This is a genomic window from Marinomonas piezotolerans, assembly GCF_003362755.1.
In the GTDB taxonomy this organism is placed as follows: Bacteria; Pseudomonadota; Gammaproteobacteria; order Pseudomonadales; family Marinomonadaceae; genus Marinomonas; species Marinomonas piezotolerans.
Genome location: NZ_QKRA01000006.1, coordinates 183,625 through 201,125, shown reverse-complemented (window position 1 = coordinate 201,125; position 17,501 = coordinate 183,625). Strand labels below are relative to the sequence as shown.

At 46.6% G+C, this 17,501-nt stretch carries 17 protein-coding genes; 5 read left to right on the top strand and 12 right to left on the bottom strand.

The window, feature by feature from the left end; translation table 11 throughout:
• Positions 1 to 37: 37 nt before the first annotated feature.
• Positions 38 to 736, bottom strand: coding sequence for a pirin family protein (locus DN730_RS13600; RefSeq protein WP_115468694.1), 699 nt, complete (start codon positions 734 to 736; stop codon positions 38 to 40).
• A 127-nt stretch (positions 737 to 863) separates the two neighbouring features.
• On the opposite strand from DN730_RS13600, the gene DN730_RS13595 reads away from it, so the two are divergent.
• The gene (locus DN730_RS13595) at positions 864 to 1,790 is read left to right on the top strand and encodes an AEC family transporter (protein WP_115468693.1); all 927 of its coding nucleotides are present in this window, start codon (positions 864 to 866) and stop codon (positions 1,788 to 1,790) included.
• 19 nt (positions 1,791 to 1,809) lie between these two features.
• Here DN730_RS13595 and DN730_RS13590 read toward each other — a convergent pair whose 3' ends face one another.
• The 5 genes from DN730_RS13590 to DN730_RS13570 are packed head-to-tail and all read right to left on the bottom strand — an operon-like array spanning position 1,810 to position 5,997.
• Complete coding sequence (locus tag DN730_RS13590; RefSeq protein ID WP_115468692.1) at positions 1,810 to 2,856, bottom strand: Gfo/Idh/MocA family protein; 1,047 nt, start codon at positions 2,854 to 2,856, stop codon at positions 1,810 to 1,812.
• A gap of 41 nt (positions 2,857 to 2,897) precedes the next feature.
• Positions 2,898 to 3,557, bottom strand: a complete 660-nt coding sequence (locus tag DN730_RS13585) for a YceH family protein (protein ID WP_115468691.1) — start codon at positions 3,555 to 3,557, stop codon at positions 2,898 to 2,900.
• A gap of 9 nt (positions 3,558 to 3,566) precedes the next feature.
• On the bottom strand, positions 3,567 to 4,364 hold the full coding sequence (locus tag DN730_RS13580; protein ID WP_115468690.1) for a sterol desaturase family protein: 798 nt from the start codon (positions 4,362 to 4,364) through the stop codon (positions 3,567 to 3,569).
• 46 nt (positions 4,365 to 4,410) lie between these two features.
• On the bottom strand, positions 4,411 to 4,800 hold the full coding sequence (locus tag DN730_RS13575; RefSeq protein ID WP_158541219.1) for a DUF1801 domain-containing protein: 390 nt from the start codon (positions 4,798 to 4,800) through the stop codon (positions 4,411 to 4,413).
• A 51-nt stretch (positions 4,801 to 4,851) separates the two neighbouring features.
• A complete protein-coding gene (locus DN730_RS13570; protein WP_245957970.1) occupies positions 4,852 to 5,997 on the bottom strand; it encodes a MalY/PatB family protein in 1,146 nt (381 codons plus the stop codon).
• Positions 5,998 to 6,306: 309 nt separating this feature from the next.
• Here DN730_RS13570 and betI point away from each other — a divergent pair, with 309 nt between their 5' ends.
• The 4 genes from betI to choV all read left to right on the top strand — a co-directional run bounded on the left by betI (position 6,307) and on the right by choV (position 10,022).
• Positions 6,307 to 6,918, top strand: a complete 612-nt coding sequence (gene betI, locus DN730_RS13565; RefSeq protein WP_115468687.1) for a transcriptional regulator BetI — start codon at positions 6,307 to 6,309, stop codon at positions 6,916 to 6,918.
• A gap of 70 nt (positions 6,919 to 6,988) precedes the next feature.
• Positions 6,989 to 7,915, top strand: coding sequence for a choline ABC transporter substrate-binding protein (locus DN730_RS13560; protein ID WP_115468686.1), 927 nt, complete (start codon positions 6,989 to 6,991; stop codon positions 7,913 to 7,915).
• A 76-nt stretch (positions 7,916 to 7,991) separates the two neighbouring features.
• Positions 7,992 to 8,837: a choline ABC transporter permease subunit gene (gene choW / locus DN730_RS13555; RefSeq protein ID WP_115468685.1), complete on the top strand. Its 846-nt coding sequence runs from the start codon at positions 7,992 to 7,994 to the stop codon at positions 8,835 to 8,837.
• Positions 8,838 to 8,840: 3 nt separating this feature from the next.
• A complete protein-coding gene (gene choV / locus DN730_RS13550; protein WP_115468684.1) occupies positions 8,841 to 10,022 on the top strand; it encodes a choline ABC transporter ATP-binding protein in 1,182 nt (393 codons plus the stop codon).
• Positions 10,023 to 10,350: 328 nt separating this feature from the next.
• On the opposite strand, the gene DN730_RS13545 is transcribed toward choV, so the two are convergent.
• From DN730_RS13545 to DN730_RS13520, 6 genes are all read right to left on the bottom strand, one after another.
• Positions 10,351 to 10,947: a SixA phosphatase family protein gene (locus tag DN730_RS13545; protein WP_115468683.1), complete on the bottom strand. Its 597-nt coding sequence runs from the start codon at positions 10,945 to 10,947 to the stop codon at positions 10,351 to 10,353.
• Positions 10,940 to 12,610, bottom strand: coding sequence for a methyltransferase (locus DN730_RS13540; RefSeq protein ID WP_115468682.1), 1,671 nt, complete (start codon positions 12,608 to 12,610; stop codon positions 10,940 to 10,942). The genes DN730_RS13545 and DN730_RS13540 overlap by 8 nt, the downstream gene beginning before the upstream one ends.
• On the bottom strand, positions 12,607 to 13,635 hold the full coding sequence (locus DN730_RS13535; protein ID WP_158541218.1) for a radical SAM protein: 1,029 nt from the start codon (positions 13,633 to 13,635) through the stop codon (positions 12,607 to 12,609). The genes DN730_RS13540 and DN730_RS13535 overlap by 4 nt, the downstream gene beginning before the upstream one ends.
• Positions 13,635 to 14,930 carry a glycosyltransferase gene (locus DN730_RS13530; RefSeq protein WP_115468681.1) on the bottom strand — a complete coding sequence of 432 codons (1,296 nt, stop codon included), beginning with the start codon at positions 14,928 to 14,930 and terminating at the stop codon, positions 13,635 to 13,637. Before DN730_RS13530 ends, DN730_RS13535 begins: the two co-directional genes overlap by 1 nt.
• Positions 14,927 to 15,829 carry an NAD-dependent epimerase/dehydratase family protein gene (locus tag DN730_RS13525; protein WP_158541217.1) on the bottom strand — a complete coding sequence of 301 codons (903 nt, stop codon included), beginning with the start codon at positions 15,827 to 15,829 and terminating at the stop codon, positions 14,927 to 14,929. The genes DN730_RS13530 and DN730_RS13525 overlap by 4 nt, the downstream gene beginning before the upstream one ends.
• Positions 15,830 to 16,218: 389 nt before the next feature.
• A complete protein-coding gene (locus tag DN730_RS13520; protein ID WP_158541216.1) occupies positions 16,219 to 17,448 on the bottom strand; it encodes a LysR family transcriptional regulator in 1,230 nt (409 codons plus the stop codon).
• Positions 17,449 to 17,501 lie beyond the last annotated feature (53 nt).

Here is a 17,501-nt window from a genome sequence, read left to right as displayed (position 1 = left end):
GAATTATCACTGTTACGTACTGTGTTTTATTGTTTTGCTAAGGCAAATCGAAAATAAGCGCTTTGACACGAGCGCTGCTGAGTTTGCTAAAGGATAAGTGTGGCGTGTTTTCAATCTTTGCGCCATCACCTGAATCAAGGGTATCGGTATCGTTTAGTAAAAGCTGACCTTCGATTAAGTGAATGTAATAACGGCGCTCTGTAGACACCTCTAAAGTCGCTTCCGTGTCGTGATCCAACACGAGTTGTATCAGCTGCATGTCCTGTTTGATACGTAGGCTATCGTGTTGTCCATCAGGCGTGATGATGGTGGTAAAGCCATCTTGTTCGCCAAATGGTTTTTGTTGGTAGCCCGGTTGGCCGCCTTTTTGGTTAGGTTGAATCCAGATTTGCAGAAATTTTAGAGGCTCGTTATTCGATGCGTTGAATTCACTGTGTACAATGCCCGCACCAGCGGACATAAGCTGATACTCACCAGCGGGCAGTTCACGCGTATTGCCAGCACTGTCTCGGTGGGCGATCGTACCTTGCGTAACGAGGCTAATGATTTCCATATCTTTATGACCGTGCGCTTCAAAGCCCATACTGGGAGTCACGGTATCGTCATTGATGACGCGCAGTGCCGAAAAGCCCATGTGGCTTGGGTCGTAGTAATGCCCAAAGGAAAAAGTGTGGTAGCTGTTTAGCCAGCCAAAATTTGCATGGCCTCGATCTTTTGCTTTGCGTAAGGTGATCATATAAATTCCCCAGAGTTGTCGATATGACAAGACCTCGCCAGTTTATATATCGAAAAAGTAAATTTAAAACGCAATATATTGAGAAAAATTATCAGTTTTACTGATAGACGATTTAAGGAAAGCGCTCATGACCCTGTTTACTGCGATTTTACCGGTCTTTTTGTTACTTATTTTTGGGGCTTTTTTACAGCGCTGGCGCTTTCCATTCGATGGTTTCTGGCAAGGTGTGGATAAGCTGGTGTATTGGTGTTTGTTTCCGGCCCTGCTGTTTTCGAAAACCAGTGTCATTGATTTTTCTAATCCCTTGCTGGGAGAGTATGCGATTACACTGATTGGCGCGATGGGCGTTACCGCGGTGTTTGTTTTTGGCGTGGCGAAGCTGACCGGCACACCGAATCCGACCACCACCTCTATGCTTCAAGCGGGCATCCGTTTTAACAGCTTTATCACATTGGCTCTCGCAGAGCGTTTATATGGTGCTGAAGGGTTAGTCTACGCCGCGCTAGGGGCCGCTGTGCTGATTCCATCGGTCAATGTGTTTTTGGTGGTTTGTTTGGTTCTGATGCACGGCAAGGAAGGTCAGTCGATTCCTAAGTTGGTATCAAAAGAGCTGTTACGAAATCCGTTGATTATGTCGATTGCGCTCGGTATATCGATGAATCTATTGGGACTTACACCCGTGCCTATTTTGTCTGATATGACGCATATGCTGTCACAAGCGACTCTGCCGTTGGTATTGCTTGCGGTGGGGGCGAGTGTACGGCTGACGTCGATTCGCAGTGTGGGTGCAACATTTTGGTGGTCCACATGCGGGCGTTTTGTTGTATTTCCTGCGTTTGTATTGGCGGCTTGCTACACATTAAATATTAGTGGTTTGGCAGCATCGGTTGCCTTGTTGTTTGGTGTTGTGCCGACTGCGACATCTGCCTATGCGTTAGCGAAGCAGCTTGGTGGGGATGCGGATAATATGGCGGTGTTTATTACACTTCAAACAGGTATGTCATTAATAACTGTACCGTTGAGTATCGCCTTAGCCCAATACTGGCTCGGCTAAGGCGATATTATCGTTGTCGTTAATGCTTGTGATGATTGTGTTCGTGGTGGTGACCTTCGATGTCACAGTCGTGGTCGCAGGGCTCGGGCTCACCTGGGTAAAAGACGCCAATATCGCTGCGTATTTCGTCCATGGTTGCCATAAGGCCCAGCGTGTCCGCCCATTGGTGATTCGGGCTCTGTATTAGGCCTTCATCAAGGCACCGATTGACTTCTTCGATTTCAAATTGAAACCCCAAACCTGGGAAATCAAATTCCACTGAACGCTCAGAGCCATCCGTTTTGCACAGGGTGATCTGCTTCGCTTGATGCCAAGATTTCTCTAGCTCGATGTAACCCGAGGTACCAGATAACACAGCACGGTTAGGGTGTGAGGTGATGATGGATGCATCGAGCATGGCGAGCTGACCGGTATCCCAACCAAACAGCATTTGATCAAGAACATCGACGTCCGTATCCCCAACGATGGCTTGGTTTTGAATGAAATCGGGTTTGCCAAAAAATAATTGCGCCAAGAAGATTGGATAAATGCCCACGTCGAGTAACGCGCCACCGCCTAGATTCCGATTGAATAAGCGATGTGCTGGATCTTGCTCTTGGGCAAAACCAAAGCTTGCTTGCAGTGTTTGTAAGGTGCCGATTTCACCTTCCTCAACCCATTCAAGAGCCTGTTCTATGGCTGGATTGAAGCGCGTCCACATGGCCTCCATAACGAATACCTCGCGAGCATGAGCAAGGTCAAACAGCTCTTTCGCTTGAGATTCATTGAGCGTAAAGGGTTTTTCGCACAGCACATGCTTGCCCGCCAAGATGCAGGCTTTGGTCAAGTCATAGTGATGGACATGTGGCACGGCAATATAAATCACATCAACTTCATGGCTATTGATTAGCGAGAAGTAATCCACCATGGATAATTCGATATCAAATTTCTCCGCGAAGGCGTCTGCAGACTCTTTACTACGCGATGCAACGGCTTTTAATTGTCCCGTTTTTGCGTGTTGAAAATCTGCTGCGAATGCGTTTGCTATCGTACCAGTACCTATGATTCCCCAGCGTACTTCGCTCATAAGAGGCTCCTAGTGGATAAATGTGGTGGTCGAGAATGGAATTATAGTTCAGTGTGTGCCTCAAGCGCAGCCAAACGTTCACTGAGAACGACGATACGCTCCTCTAATTCGCTTACTCTTTGCTCTAAGTCCGGTTGCTCTGTGTCGGATTCAGTCACCGAGGAGTGATCCATTGTTTGTTGAGACGCTTCAGAACAAAAGAGCTCGCGATAACGCGATTCTCGCTTACCGGGCTCTCGCGGCAATTGTTCAACGAACGGTCCTCCTGTTTTTGACTGCAGATTTTCGAGCGCCTCGTCAACTTCTTGGACACTACTGAAACCATGTAAACGCCCACTCCGCGAGCGTAACTCCCCAGGAGTTTGTGCGCCGCGTAAAAACAGCATACATAAGATCGCAGTCTCTCCACTGTTGAACTGTAGATCTGAAAATTCGGTGTTGCAAAAACGATGTTGATACTTCGGAACACGACTGCCCGACGCAAACGCTTCGGTCACTAGATTGCGACTGACCAATTGATCGACGGTGTCTTGAACATCAAACTCAGAGTACTGAACAACGGGGTCACGGCTTGATTTTTGATTACAGGCGTTGGTTAACGCATTGATGCTGAGAGGGTAGTGATCAGGCGTTACGATCGACTTTTCGATTAAGCAACCAATGATGCGAAGTTCCATAGTGTTGAGAGAGTAGTACGACATAGTAGTCTCCTAAGACGAACTGTCCTTGCGATGAAAGAGCGATGTAAAAGGCATTTTTAGCAGCTCCAATAAAGTCTTTGGGGCATAGTGTTGAGTATCTGGCATGCCTATATTTAATGCGTTGTCCCCGTGCTCACTGTCAGGTGTGTAGCTTTGGAACAAGCGATCCCAAATGCTCAGGCAAAAGCCGTAGTTGCTGTTTGCTTCCTGAGAGGTTCGGGAGTGATGAATACGGTGCATATCAGGTGTGACCACAAACAACCGTAGAAGTTGGTCGAATTTGTCACGGATATGGACATTGGTGTGGTTAAACATGGCAAAGCCATTTAAGAGCGCATCAAAGAGCAGCACTGCCAACACAGGAATGCCCAACAGCCAAATGGCCAAGGCTTTAATGGCCAGAGACAGCAATATCTCAACTGGGTGGAACCTGACTGCCGACGAAACATCAAGTTCAGGGTCGCTATGATGCACGCGATGTAAGCGCCATAGCCAAGGAACGGTGTGGAATAGGCGATGCTGCCAATAGATCAATGCATCCATTAAAACGAGTGCCACAATGATTGCGATGGGCTCAGGCAGGTTGGGCAATGGGGCATAGATAAAGGCGGGAAGTAGTGCAACGAAAGACAGTATTAAGGGTTGGCAAAGCCGAACAAGTAGCGAGTCGACTACGAGCAAGCTGATGTTATGACGCCAGCGTAAACGCCACTGTTGTAAAGGTTTTCTGGGGGCTCGCCATTGCCATATAAGTAAAGCGCTGACGAGCAATAAAAAGATACCGATGCGTAATGAGTAGTCGATCATGTCCATTCGCTATTGAAAATCGTGTCAACAGTTTACACGAAAAGCGTCAGTGAAGTGCTTGAATGGGCAATAGTTTTCGTTGCATTTCAACCTTTAGCACAGCGAGAAGCTCGACAAGCACATTCAAATTGATGGCATCTAAATCATCGATAATCAGGCAGTGGTCCCCCATGTGTACATGACTTAGGCGATCTGAAAAACGTGCTAAATCAAGGTCACCTGAAAAGTATAAGCACACGTTATTTTGATGCGGTGCCAGAGCGAATAACCAATGAGTGGTTAAATAAAACACACTGACACCGTTTTCAGGAATGACCGTTGCTTCAGGTGTTACCGCAAAAATCAGCTCGGTGAGGGTGTGTAAATCTGCCGTGACGTGATCGTTGGGTGTAACCGTACCTTCGGGGGTAGAGAGAGGGGTGAAAGTCGTCAACATATTTGCCTCCAAAGGGGCGTATTGCATGATGTATGTTGACGACGGACGGGTTTAAGCTTTATCTGCGAGCGATGTCAAAATACGATTCATGGCTTCTTCTAATTGTGATTTGGGACACCCGAAGTTTAGGCGAATAAATCCAGGTGCGCCAAATCCTTCGCCATCAGAAATACCAACACCTGCCTCAACGAAAAAGGCGTGCGGGTCTGTTAGTTTATACTCACTTACATCTAACCATGCTAAATATGTGGCCTCGTGCTCGGCCATTTTAATTTTGGTACCTGATATGCTCGTTTGAATATACTCCAAATTACCGCGCAAATAAGTGAGCAATTCTTGATGCCATGTGCCCCCATCTCGGTAAGCCGCTTCGGCTGCAACCAGACCCAGCAAGTTTGGTGCAGGGATCAATGCCTCACGCGCTTTATTGAAGCGTTGGCGTAATTTGGGGTTTGAAATGATGGCAAAAGCATACGCCAAACCAGCCAAATTAAAGGTTTTGGATGGAGCCATGAGCGTGACCGTACGCTGAGCAGCGTCTTCATTTAAGCTCGCAAACGGGATGTGCGTCGCATTGGTTAAAATTAGATCACAATGGATTTCATCAGAGACCACCAGCAGGTCATATTGTTGTGCGATGGCATGGATGCTTTCTAGCTCCTCACGTTGATATACCGTGGCTCCGGGGTTATGTGGATTGCACAACAGGATCATTTTGGCATCCGCTTTGGCGCAGGATTCACGTAAAGATTCTAGGTCTACCGTCCAACGATTTCCTTTGAGTACAAAGGGAATTTGATCCAATTTTCGCTCAGCCATCATCGGTGCTTTGGTGAGGTGGTAATAAACGGGGCTTGGCACGATGACGCGGTCTTCCTCATTTGTGAGCGCTCGAACGCACAAATGTAGGGCGCAGACTAAACCAGGTAAATGCGCAAAATGTGCCGCATGAGGCGTCCATTGATAATGCGTCGAGCAATGCTCTTGTATCGCTTTGACCAACGTTTTGGGGGGATGTGTATAACCAAAAATGCCTTCCTGAACACGCTCTTGAAGCGCCTGTTTGACGCATTCTGGCGCATCGAAATCCATGTCGGCTACCCACATAGGCAGTACATCAGCGGGATATTTACTCCATTTATCACTGTGGCTGTGACGGCGATCTAAAACGATGTCGAAGCGCGTCTCCTGACTCATTGTAAACTCCATTCTCTATTATGTGTTGGTGGCTTATCTGGATACTGCCATAGCTAATATTGTGAGCAAAATGAAAAGTGATGTGAGGGCGCTTTAAGTGAAATTTTGGCTAAAAAAGGTTTTTGACGACGCAAACGACCACATTTTTTACAAAATTTAAAATTTTTTTTTGACCCTCTAGCCCTTCTGCCGCAATGTTTAGACGTTTTTTGTAAACGAATGTTTAGAGTTATTAAGGGTTGACCATTTGCGGGTCTTCTGTCTACTATAGTTTTTATTAAATGCTTGTTTAATTAAAAAGGACAAACAATGCCAAAGGTTGGAATGCCAGAGATAAGAAAACCCCAGCTTATTCAAGCAACCATTTCTGCGATTGATGAGTTTGGGTTTCCTGGTGCAACGGTAAGTGTGATCGGTAAAAAAGCAGGCGTTTCGCCTGCAATTATCAATCATTATTTTGGTGGGAAAGACGGCTTGCTCGAAGAAACAATGCGCAGTCTGATTAAAGAGTTCTTTGAAGTCCTACACGCTGAGCTCGATAAAGTTCGTGCAGGTAGCACTCTTGATCGAGCGATGGCGATTGTTGGAGCGAGTATTAGCCAATCTCAAACGCGTCCTCAAGTAGTGAAGGCTTGGATGGGATTTTGGGCATCTGCGATGCATAAGCCTGTGCTGTATCGCTTGCAGAATGTTTATGCTCGCCGTCTTCATAGCGCACTTGTCGCAGTGTTTCGAGAGCAACTGGAGATTCAGGATGCTCGAGAACAAGCCTCGACCGTGGCCGCATTGATCGACGGTATGTGGCTACGAGGCTCTCTTGCCGGAGGCATTAACAGTAACAGTGCTGCAAATATGATTCACAACTATATTTGTTTAGTACTGCAAGCCAAGACTCATGCTAATGAGGCCTTGGATAAGTAAAACGCTGAAGTAAAAGATAGGCCGCGGGTGTGAGCTCGTGGCGCAATACAATCCATAGGAGAAGATCAATATGAAATTCAAACGCGCTACACTTGCACTATGCCTAGCTGGTGCTTCGACAATTGCTGCTGCAGAGTGTTCAACGGTTCGTTTCTCTGACGTCGGTTGGACAGACATCACGGCCACGACTGCGGTGACATCTAAAGTGTTGGAAGGCTTAGGCTACGACACAAAAACTCAATTATTGTCTGTCCCTGTGACGTACACATCATTGGCGAACAACGACATTGATATTTTCCTAGGGAACTGGATGCCGACGATGGAAGCGGATATCGCACCGTATCTGAAAGCGGGCACCGTGGAAGACCTAGGTCCAAACCTAACAGGTGCTAAATACACCTTGGCAGTGAGCCAAGATGCATTTGACGGCGGTGTTAAGACATTTGACGATATTGCGAAATACGCACGTGAATTCAATGGCCGTATTTACGGTATCGAACCAGGTAACGATGGTAACCGTCTGATCCAAGATATGATCGACCAAAATGCATTTGGTTTAGGTGACTTCCAGCTTGTTGAATCCAGCGAAGCGGGCATGTTGTCTCAAGTGAGCCGTAATGAGCGTCGTGGCAAGTGGATTGTATTCCTAGGTTGGGCACCACACCCAATGAATGCGAACTTTGATATGGCGTATCTTGATGGTGGTGATGACTTCTTCGGCCCGAATTATGGCGGTGCGAACGTGCACACCAACGTCCGTAAAGGCTACCTGCAAGAATGTCCAAACGTAGGCAAAATGCTGACTAACCTAACGTTCTCTCTGAAAATGGAAAACGAAGTCATGGGTTCTATCTTAGATGATGGCAACAAACCTGAAGTGGCTGCTGAAAAATGGTTGAAAGCGAATCCTGAAGTACTGGATAAGTGGTTAGACGGCGTGACAACAATGTCTGGCGGCAACGGTGTTGCTGCGGTTAAGTCTTCACTGGGTCTGTAAGTCAATATTCATACAAATATAAGCTGGGGTGCCCTGTGCCCCCAGCACTTCAATAAAAACCGGGAGAACTGTCTATATGAATTGGCTTACGGAGCATAAACTTCCACTCGGCGATACCATGGAAACCTTTGTTAATTGGTTAATCGATGTCGCTTCATTCTTTTTCGATTTTATCTCACTGACGTTGGAGACTCTGATCTTTGGAATGGTAGATGCCATCGAGTGGATGAATCCGTTTGTCGTAGTGGCGTTAATTGTCGCATTTATCTGGTGGCTTCATCGTAGTGTGGGCCTAATGATTTTTGTTGCGGCGTCTTTTTTCTTGATTATGAACTTAGGCTATTGGCAGGAAACGATCCAGACGTTAGTGCTGGTCATTACTGCAACAGCGATTAGTGTGTTGGTGGGCGTGCCAGTGGGTATTGCCGCAGCGCACAGACCTTGGATGTATACCTTTTTGCGTCCAATACTGGATCTTATGCAAACGATTCCGACCTTCGTTTACTTGATCCCAACACTGATTCTATTTGGTCTTGGTTATGTGCCAGGGCTTATCTCGACGATTATCTTCGCCATCGCTGCGCCGATCCGTCTTACCTATCTTGGTATCAGCAAAGTCCCTAACGAGCTGCGCGAAGCTGGGTTGGCGTTTGGTTGTACGAAATCGAAGTTGCTGTACAAAGTCGAACTACCTGCCGCGATGCCAAGCATCATGGCTGGCGTAACACAATGTATCATGCTCTCTCTTTCGATGGTGGTGGTCGCCGCTTTGGTTGGCGCAGATGGCCTAGGTAAACCAGTTATTCGTGCATTGAACACGGTCAACATTTCTCAAGGGTTTGAAGCAGGTGTCGCGATTGTATTAGTGGCAATCATGCTGGATCGAATTTGTAAAACCCCATCAATGAAATCGGAGGGCTAAGCGATGCCAATGGTTCAAATCGAAAATCTCGACATCGTTTTTGGTAATCAAAAGCTTGAGTCACTACGATTGCTTGATAAAGGTCTGAGTCGACCTGAGATCCTTGCGGAAACAGGCGATGTGGTCGGCGTACAGGACGCGACCATTTCGGTCGAAGAAGGCGAAATATGTGTCTTAATGGGCCTTTCTGGGTCAGGTAAGTCAACCCTTCTACGCGCCATCAATGGCTTGAACAAAGTGGCTCGTGGCCGCTGCCTCGTTCGCGATGGTGAGCGCATGGTGGACATGGCCAAATGCGACGAAGCAACCTTGCGTCATATGCGTACTAATCGCGTATCGATGGTATTCCAGAGCTTCGCCCTAATGCCTTGGCTGACGGTACTAGAAAACGTCGCGTTCGGCCTAGAAATGCAAGGCATGGGTAAGAAAGAGCGGGAAGAGCGTGCTAATCAGCAATTAAAAATGGTTGGATTATATGACTGGCGTAACAAAAAACCAGACGAACTGTCTGGTGGTATGCGTCAGCGTGTAGGACTTGCTAGAGCGTTTGTGATGGATGCAGACATCCTATTGATGGATGAGCCGTTTTCAGCGTTGGATCCCTTGATCCGTTCACAGCTTCAAGACGAGCTGATTGAGCTGCAAAAGCGCTTGAAGAAAACGATTATCTTTGTGAGCCATGACCTGGACGAAGCCCTGAAAATTGGCTCGAAAATCGCGATCATGGAATCCGCTCGCATCATCCAAGAAGACTCACCAGAGCAAATCGTGCTTAACCCTGCAACGGAATACGTTGAGAAGTTCGTTGCGCACACTAACCCGCTTAACGTGCTACGTGGCAACGCGTTGATGACGCCCATTGCCCAGCTAGGCCAAATGGACGATATGCTGAAATTGACCGACCACCTTTGGGTGTCGATCGAAGATGGCAAACTGATCAAAGCACAACTGCATGGCGAGCCTGTGACCATTGCTCGCTGGGATCATGGGATGGACATCGAAGACCTTCCTGAGAACTCCGTGGTCGTCGCTCCGATCGATATCTCCATGCGTGATGCGGTCGAGATCCGCTACCAAAGCAAACTGGCGATTTTGCTAGAAGAGAATGGTAAATGTGCCGGTACTTTGGCCGACCATGACTTCTACCATGCTTTATTAGGTAAGCACTTCAGTCGAGCGTCTTAGGCGATGATTTGGTGAAATTAAAACGGAGACAATTAAAATTGCACCGGAGACAAACAAGTTTTAGCTTCTCTATCTAGCTGAAACTTAAAGAGAATTTCTGTCTCTGAGAATTGGTTGCCTGTCTTTGAAATTAGCCTTTTACTTTTTGGCAAAAATACAAAGCCCTCACAGTTGCGTACTGTGAGGGCTTTTTGATAAGTGCATGCTTATTGGTGTCGGCAAGTTCTCAGAAGTGCGTTAGTATCCGTTATATACTATTGCTAATAGACGTTAAGTTCATTGTACTTGGGCAGGTGGCAGCGAGCCAAAAAACTCAAAGCAGATGACATTATTCAGTAGTTCCCATATTGAAGTAATCGTATACGACGTTACCACCTATCAACTCGACAGAAATATAACTTAGGTACTGCGGCCATTGGCTGATCACCAGTCTGTTGGGCAAAATACGAGAAGCATAGGTAGCCAGAATAGTGTCATGAGTTATCCAAATATGTACTCCTTCGCCTAGCGACGAAAGTTGCTGACGAATACTTCCATCAAAGATGCTCACAGCGTGATCCAAATCTTCAAATCCTGTCCATTGCTCAGAACCGGATAGCAGATATTCGTTCACTTTTTGATGGCCTTTCTTTTGCCAATGAATCCATGCTTCAGTGCCGTCTTTTATCATGAAACCGGGATCACCTAAGTCTCGATTGGCAAGGATAGCGTGATGATTAAAACCCAATACGTCAGCAATGATCTCTGCCGTTTGCCTACATCGTTTAATAGGACTGGATTGAATCGAAATGACTTGTTCAGAAAGACGTTGGGCAAAACGCCGCGTATCAGCTTTGCCTTTTTCGGTGAGAAGAACTTCATTGCCAACTGTATTTTCGGGTATTTCCGGGCGCTCAGCATGGCGAATCAAAAGTAATTTAGGCATGGTTCTCAATCCCTTTCAATATAACCAGAGAAACCAGAGATGGTAGTTCAATGACCTGTTTGATTTGAAGCTCTGCTTGACAGGCCAAAACACCCAATTCCGATAACGTTCTCTCTTGTCCGCCAGTCACTGACAATAGGTGCAGATCGCATAAAGCGCCAGAGCTTTCGTTTTCGCTTAATAGCATTTCCAAAAGGTAAATTTCACCATTAGGGGATAGTGCCTGTTTAGAGTTGTGAAGAATGCTTATTGCGTCTGTGTCGGCCCAATCATGCAGAACCCGAGCCAGTACGATGACGTCATAGACACCAGGCCATTCACTGAAAAGGTCCATCACAAATTTGGCGGGGAACGACGATTGCGCGATGACTGGCGCGAGATCCCCTAAAAAAATCCGCGTATCAGGAAAGTGATCCTGCAATAACGTGGCTAGCGTTCCGGTTCCGCCTGCCGCATCAAGAACGCGTTGCCCCGGTTCTATAGGCAATAACGGTAAAGCCGCTGAATAATCATGCAAAGCATAGCTGGCTAGCATCCGATGGTGAGATCTAACCCGCTCCGGATTAGTCGCCACGACAGAGAAAATATCTGATTCCTGCCGTTTACCTTGGATGAGCTCCGGTAAAGACTTCCACCGTTGCAAAAGATCTTCACCATATTCAATCGAGGCATCAACCAGCGTTTTTTCGTGGCTCAAGCAAAGATAACTCCCCTTATTTGAAACGACGTAACGATTACCCTTTAGATAGACCAAGCCAAGCTCGGTCAACCCTCTCATTAATCGCTTAAGCCTTTGAGATTTACACTGGCAAGATAGCGATAATTGCTCTATCGAGGCTGGAAGTCGCTCAAAAACTCCCAATTTTACACTGGTATAAATCGTGTAGGTCTTCCAGTATCCCACCATCTCAGCGGATAACTCAGAAAACGTGTCAGACGTTGGCTCTCTCAACTGACGAGCAACATGCCCTGATTCGTCAATGATTAGCAATGCTCCATCATCGGTTTCACAACGTGCAAAGCCGTTATAGAAAGGTTCAACCGATGCATAACGTTCGGAGTAGATTGCATTCCCCTGTTTATCTACGTGGCACCAGCCCTGGAGAGTCTTGGCTCTTGCATAGCCCTTGTGAAACACATCCAGATCAGAAAACCAGATATCATGAAGCAAAGAGCCGTCTGGGAGAATATGAGTGCTCAAACCGTTGCCAGCCTGTACAACAGCAACCCCATCACGAAAATCGCCACAGTATCGCCATCTGCTGTCGTAGACCGGTTCGCCTATAACATTCAAATGGAAATACAACCCATCAGAATCCATTACAACGCAAACCTTTTCCTGATAGTTACCGGAAAATTCATAGCGCTGTGAATACAGTGCGCTCCCGCTTTCATCGATGTGATACCAACCATCTTCACCAACAACAGCTGCCAGATCATTATAAAAACCAAAACAACGATAAAATCGTTGACCGTAAATCGGAAGACCATCCGTATCGATATGAAATGCTTCAGCACCTAGTTTGACGGGTGCTATCCAACGTTTTCCAACCTTGTGAAAAGCGAGAACCTCATCGAATCGAGGAGTGTATAAAGGACTACCATCAGCCTCAATATGAAAGCGGCCACAATCGGATATTATTGGTTTCTCAAGAATGCTCATGCTGGCCGCCTCATATTGCACGACTTACAGAGATCATGGGACTGGTAAGTTGACATTAAATTCTGATAGGAAGAGCTGGCAATCAACTCCGATAGTTTGGCTGTATTTAGATTGCCAAAGTCGCCCAATGATTTACGCTGCTGATCGGGAGCACAACAAACATTGAGCCTTCCTGTTGGATCTACCCATAACTCTTTGCCAAGAAACGGACATTCGCCTCCAGGTGAAATATCATCGAGTTTTGCCAAATCCAGTTCAAAGACATTATCCAAACGGAATGGACGCTCAGATGTTTGGTTATGGACTGCGACCCGCTCATGACAATGACGAACAATCTGATTCCATCGGCTAGCATAGAAAAGGTCATTACGTAGGCTTTCATGCTTAATCTGGTCAAAATGCGTCCACAGCTGATGGCCTTTTAATCGGTCAAAGCCAAGATTAAGTGCCAACTCCAGCATTTCTGGAATTTCTTCCAGATTGCTGCGCATGAAGGTTAGTTGCATGGTCATTGAGCAATAATGTTTGGATGCCCATTTTTCCCTTATTGCAATAAAACGTTTGGCATTTTCAATGTGTTTTTCAAGGGTTGTCCCGACCATGATATCTGACTGGGTCTTTTCACTTACGCCATTCCATGAGATTTTCACATCACTGGTAATCGGCACAATACGCTCGGCCCAATACTCAACATTTTGATGATCTTTAGGGGCTGGAAATGTGCCGTTGGTTGTCAGGTTGAGGGTTAAACCTAATTCCGCACACAAATCGAGAAAGGTATCAAAGTGCGGATAAAGTAAGGGCTCTCCCATGGTTGAAGGAATAATCTCTCTGATGCCCATCGCGGCCGCTTCACGAACAATCCGTTGTAGCAGGTCTGCATCCATTAGGGGCCTGAGTGAGCCAGAGCTCTTTCTCTTAGCGCGGCTATCCGCATAAGGAGAATGGTCTTCACACATCACACAATTGAGATTGCAAAAATCTGGATTGGTATCCAATGTGATACGCCAAAAGTCATGTGCCATTAGCCTATAACCCTCGCGTAGCATGCTTCCAAGTCGAGTATGTGCTGATCAATATCTGGAATCTGACCATCGTCACTAAAAGGATAACCACGCAGCCCCAGTTGGCTGGCTAATGCTGGGTCATCCAGTAAACGCTGCATTTGCTTTGCAAGATCTGCGGTGTTGCGGTGTTGGTAGGTTAAGCCGTTCACCTCATGGTGAACATATTCCCCCATTCCACCGACATCAGCAGTAATAACAGGCACTTTAGCTTGCTGAGCCTCATGAATAACCAAAGGCGAGTTTTCGACCCAGACTGATGGCACCACTATCGCATCAGTATTGCTGAACACATCCACTGCAATTGATTGATTCTTGTATTCAGGCATCCACTCGATCGCATTGGCTTTATTACCAGGCAAAGATGACGCAATCGCTCTTAGCGCTCTGGAATCCTGGCCCCGATCTCGCCCCCAAATTCTCAGCTTTGCTTCGCCCTTGAGCATGCCAAAACCTTCGATTAACTGATGAATCCCCTTAGCCGGAATATGAGTACCAATATACCCAAACGTAAACGGTTCATCGCTTCTGCGAACACGTCCTATCATCCTTGTACGGTCGAAGCCGTAATCAAGATAAATACTTTTCTCTTTTGGCAGACCAAAGTCTTGTTCATAACGTTGCTTCAGATAATTGGCCGGTGAAATAAACAAATCAACCTGCTCAACGACATCGCGCACATGCGCCATTCTACGCTTAACCCAGTTTTCCCAGTAAGCTAAATCCTCTGCTTTTTCCTGTTCACTGCCTGAGAAATAGCGAGCGTAACACTGCGTTGCGCACTTCTTGTCTTCTTGGCCATCACAGGCAGCCCAGAGATTGTCATCCGCAGAGTGCATCTGCATAAACTGCCCGCGCGGACACATCAACCAATAATCGTGAAGCGTATAAACAATCGGAATATGGCGTTTTTTAGCCTCAAATACCAAAGAGGTAGATAAGTGGTTCAGGTGTCCTATATGCACTAAATCTGGCTGCAATTGGTCGAGCAACTCAGCAAAACGCTGGTCAACGATATCCAAACGATAGCGATCTCGCATCCGTGAGTTATTCACCAGATGTAGAGTAATGTCTGGTACGTCGGCGTCATGACTAATCCGCATCGCACCATCGGGCTGAAAGGAGTCTTCCTCTCTGGTAAATACGTGCACCTCATGGCCGCGTTTAGCTAAGCCATGGCAGATGGTTTGTGAATACACTTCTGATCCGGCGTTGTATAACATCGGATAACCATGAATGACTTTTACAATTTTCATGCAGGAACTTCCTGTAACTGTTTTTGGAACGCTTTGACCAAAAGCTGAATGCCCTGTTCGGGGGATATATTAGCTTGCCAGCCCAACAGTTCTTTGGCCTGAGTCGGATCTCCAATAAATCGACTTACATCATAATTTCGAGATGGGGCTTCAATAATTCGAGAATGACTCCCAGCGAACTTGATGGCCATTTCAGCAGCTTCACCAAGTGTCGTACCAATGCCAGGAAGAAGGTGAGTAGGGGGCAATTTCCTCTCGTTATTCTCGAGTTGTTCAACGACTAAGGACAGGCCTTTTACGGTATCGGATACATGAGTGAAATCAAACAAATGGTTCCGGCCATCTACGCGCAGATTTGCGTTTTTGACAGCGTTACAACAGAACGCGGGCAATACTCTGTCCTTATGGTCTTTTGTACAGCCATACACATTAGCGAGCCTTATCACAGCGGTATTAAGCCCGTACTCTCTAAATTCTAAGGCTATTTTTTCCATATACATTTTTGCCCGACCATAGACATTGACCGGATTAGTCGGTGTTGTATCGAGAACCGGAAGAAACTCAGCTTCTCCATAAACCTCACGACTGCTGGTAACCAATACCCAAGGCTTTACATCAACTTGTTTGCAAGCAATCTTCAACAATTGTTCGCTCGCAAGAGCATTTGTTTTCCAACATAACTCTGGATTCTGCTCGCCCCATATCACCCTAGAAACTGCGGCAAGATGAATCACTCCGTTAACTCCAGTTAGAGCCTTCTTGAGCTGATCAGGTTGGCATATATCACCGCTGCCATCGGCAATATCAAAGCCTTTAACCCGATATCCTTGGCGCTCTAATAACGGCTGTAAATGCCGCCCAACTAGGCCGAGATGGCCTGTTATTAAGATTGTACTCATATAAAGGCTACGTTCCCCTGTCATACCTATCCAATTTAACCGCCACGGGCGGCTAACGTGTACTCAGGAGAGAGAAACTGCCGCCGGAGAACAGTTGGTAGTGCCGGAGGCGGAAACTTGATGCTTTATTCTTCCTGAAAATTTTGCGTATATTGTATCAATCGTTATCTCTATTCAATCCCTGATACTCGATGCGTAGGCAAAGCCATCTTGTAATGGAAAAACTGAACTTCGGGTCTTTATATAGTGTCACGACAGGTTTTTGCTTCCAGTTATGTCTCCGAATTGTTTAATTAAATCATCTAGAAAAAGTGCTTCGAGACGTTGCTGTTGAAGCGGTAAGGGCTCTTTTGATTGGTGGTTGATAGCGGAATTCAGCGGTTAGCGAGTTACTCAGCTGGAATAGAATCGGTTATTTTTGCCTCGATAACCGTTTCAAGCTCTTCAATAAAGGTTTTAATAATAGGAGATTGGTGGTCTCGATGTAGGGTGATGCCAATCATGCAGTCTGGTTTGGGTAAGGTGATTGGTATCTGTTGAAGGCGTGGGTTGAGTTGCTGAATATTCCAATCATCGTAGAACAAGAGGGCGATGGCATCGCTATGAATCACCAGATCTTCTGATGAGGCAAACGTCAGCATTTCTAATGCTTGGATCGGTGGCTTGTTATCGATGCTTCGGAACAGTGTTTCAAAGTACTCGCGAATCGGTGTGCCGTGGCGCGCGACGATCCAGCGTTCATCGGTTAAATCCTTAAGACTGCTTGCCTCTTTGTGTATTGGGTGGTCGTTGCGAGCAATCAACGCATATTGTGCGTGCAGCAGAGGGATTTCGATTAAATCTGGATGAATCGGTCCCGTTCTTAATAACCCTAGAAAGCAATCAATCTCTCCTTGTATCAAGGCGTTTGCCAGCATGTGGTAAGGCCCCTGCATGGCTTGCAGCCGGACGCGTGGGTGCTGTTTGAAAATGGAAGCAAAGGCGATGGGTACGATGTCTTGGCAAGAAAACGATAGCATGCCGACAGAGAGTCGACCGTTTAACTCGTTAGGTCGTGATTGCAGTGCTTGGCTCAGTGATTGAGCAATCGGCAGTATTCTTAAATACAACGCAGCTAATGACTTGGCCGCTGGCAAGGGGGTTAAGCCGTGACGCAGTCGAGAAAATAATGGCTGTCGTACCATATTTTCCAATTCCTTTAGCGTTTTACTGACGGCGGGCTGTGTTATCCCAAGTACTTCGGCGGCAATAGAAGCGCTGCCTAATCGGCTGACGGCTTCGACGACCGCTACATGGCGCCATTCTAGGTGATTCTTTAGTGTCAAAGCGGTGTCGGCGGTTTGTTGTAGGTGTTGTTCCACTCTGGCTATGGCGTTGAGCAGGTTATCACAGGTTGCCATAACGATTTCCCCATCGGCCGTTAGCTCCGCGCCGCTCCAACCGCGTGTAAAAATACTGACGCCAAGTGCGTGCTCAGCTTGCGCTAACGCCCGTGACACACTGGATTGACTAAGATTCAGGGCAGCACTGGCGCTTTGTTCAGAACCTTTTCTCATAATCCCTTGAATGACTCGACATTGCTTTAATGTTAGGGGAGTTCCGCTGGTAATGTGATGCATGGTTGTTGCCCTCATTGCCTACCTAGCCGCCGATTGATTTTAAGATATAACTA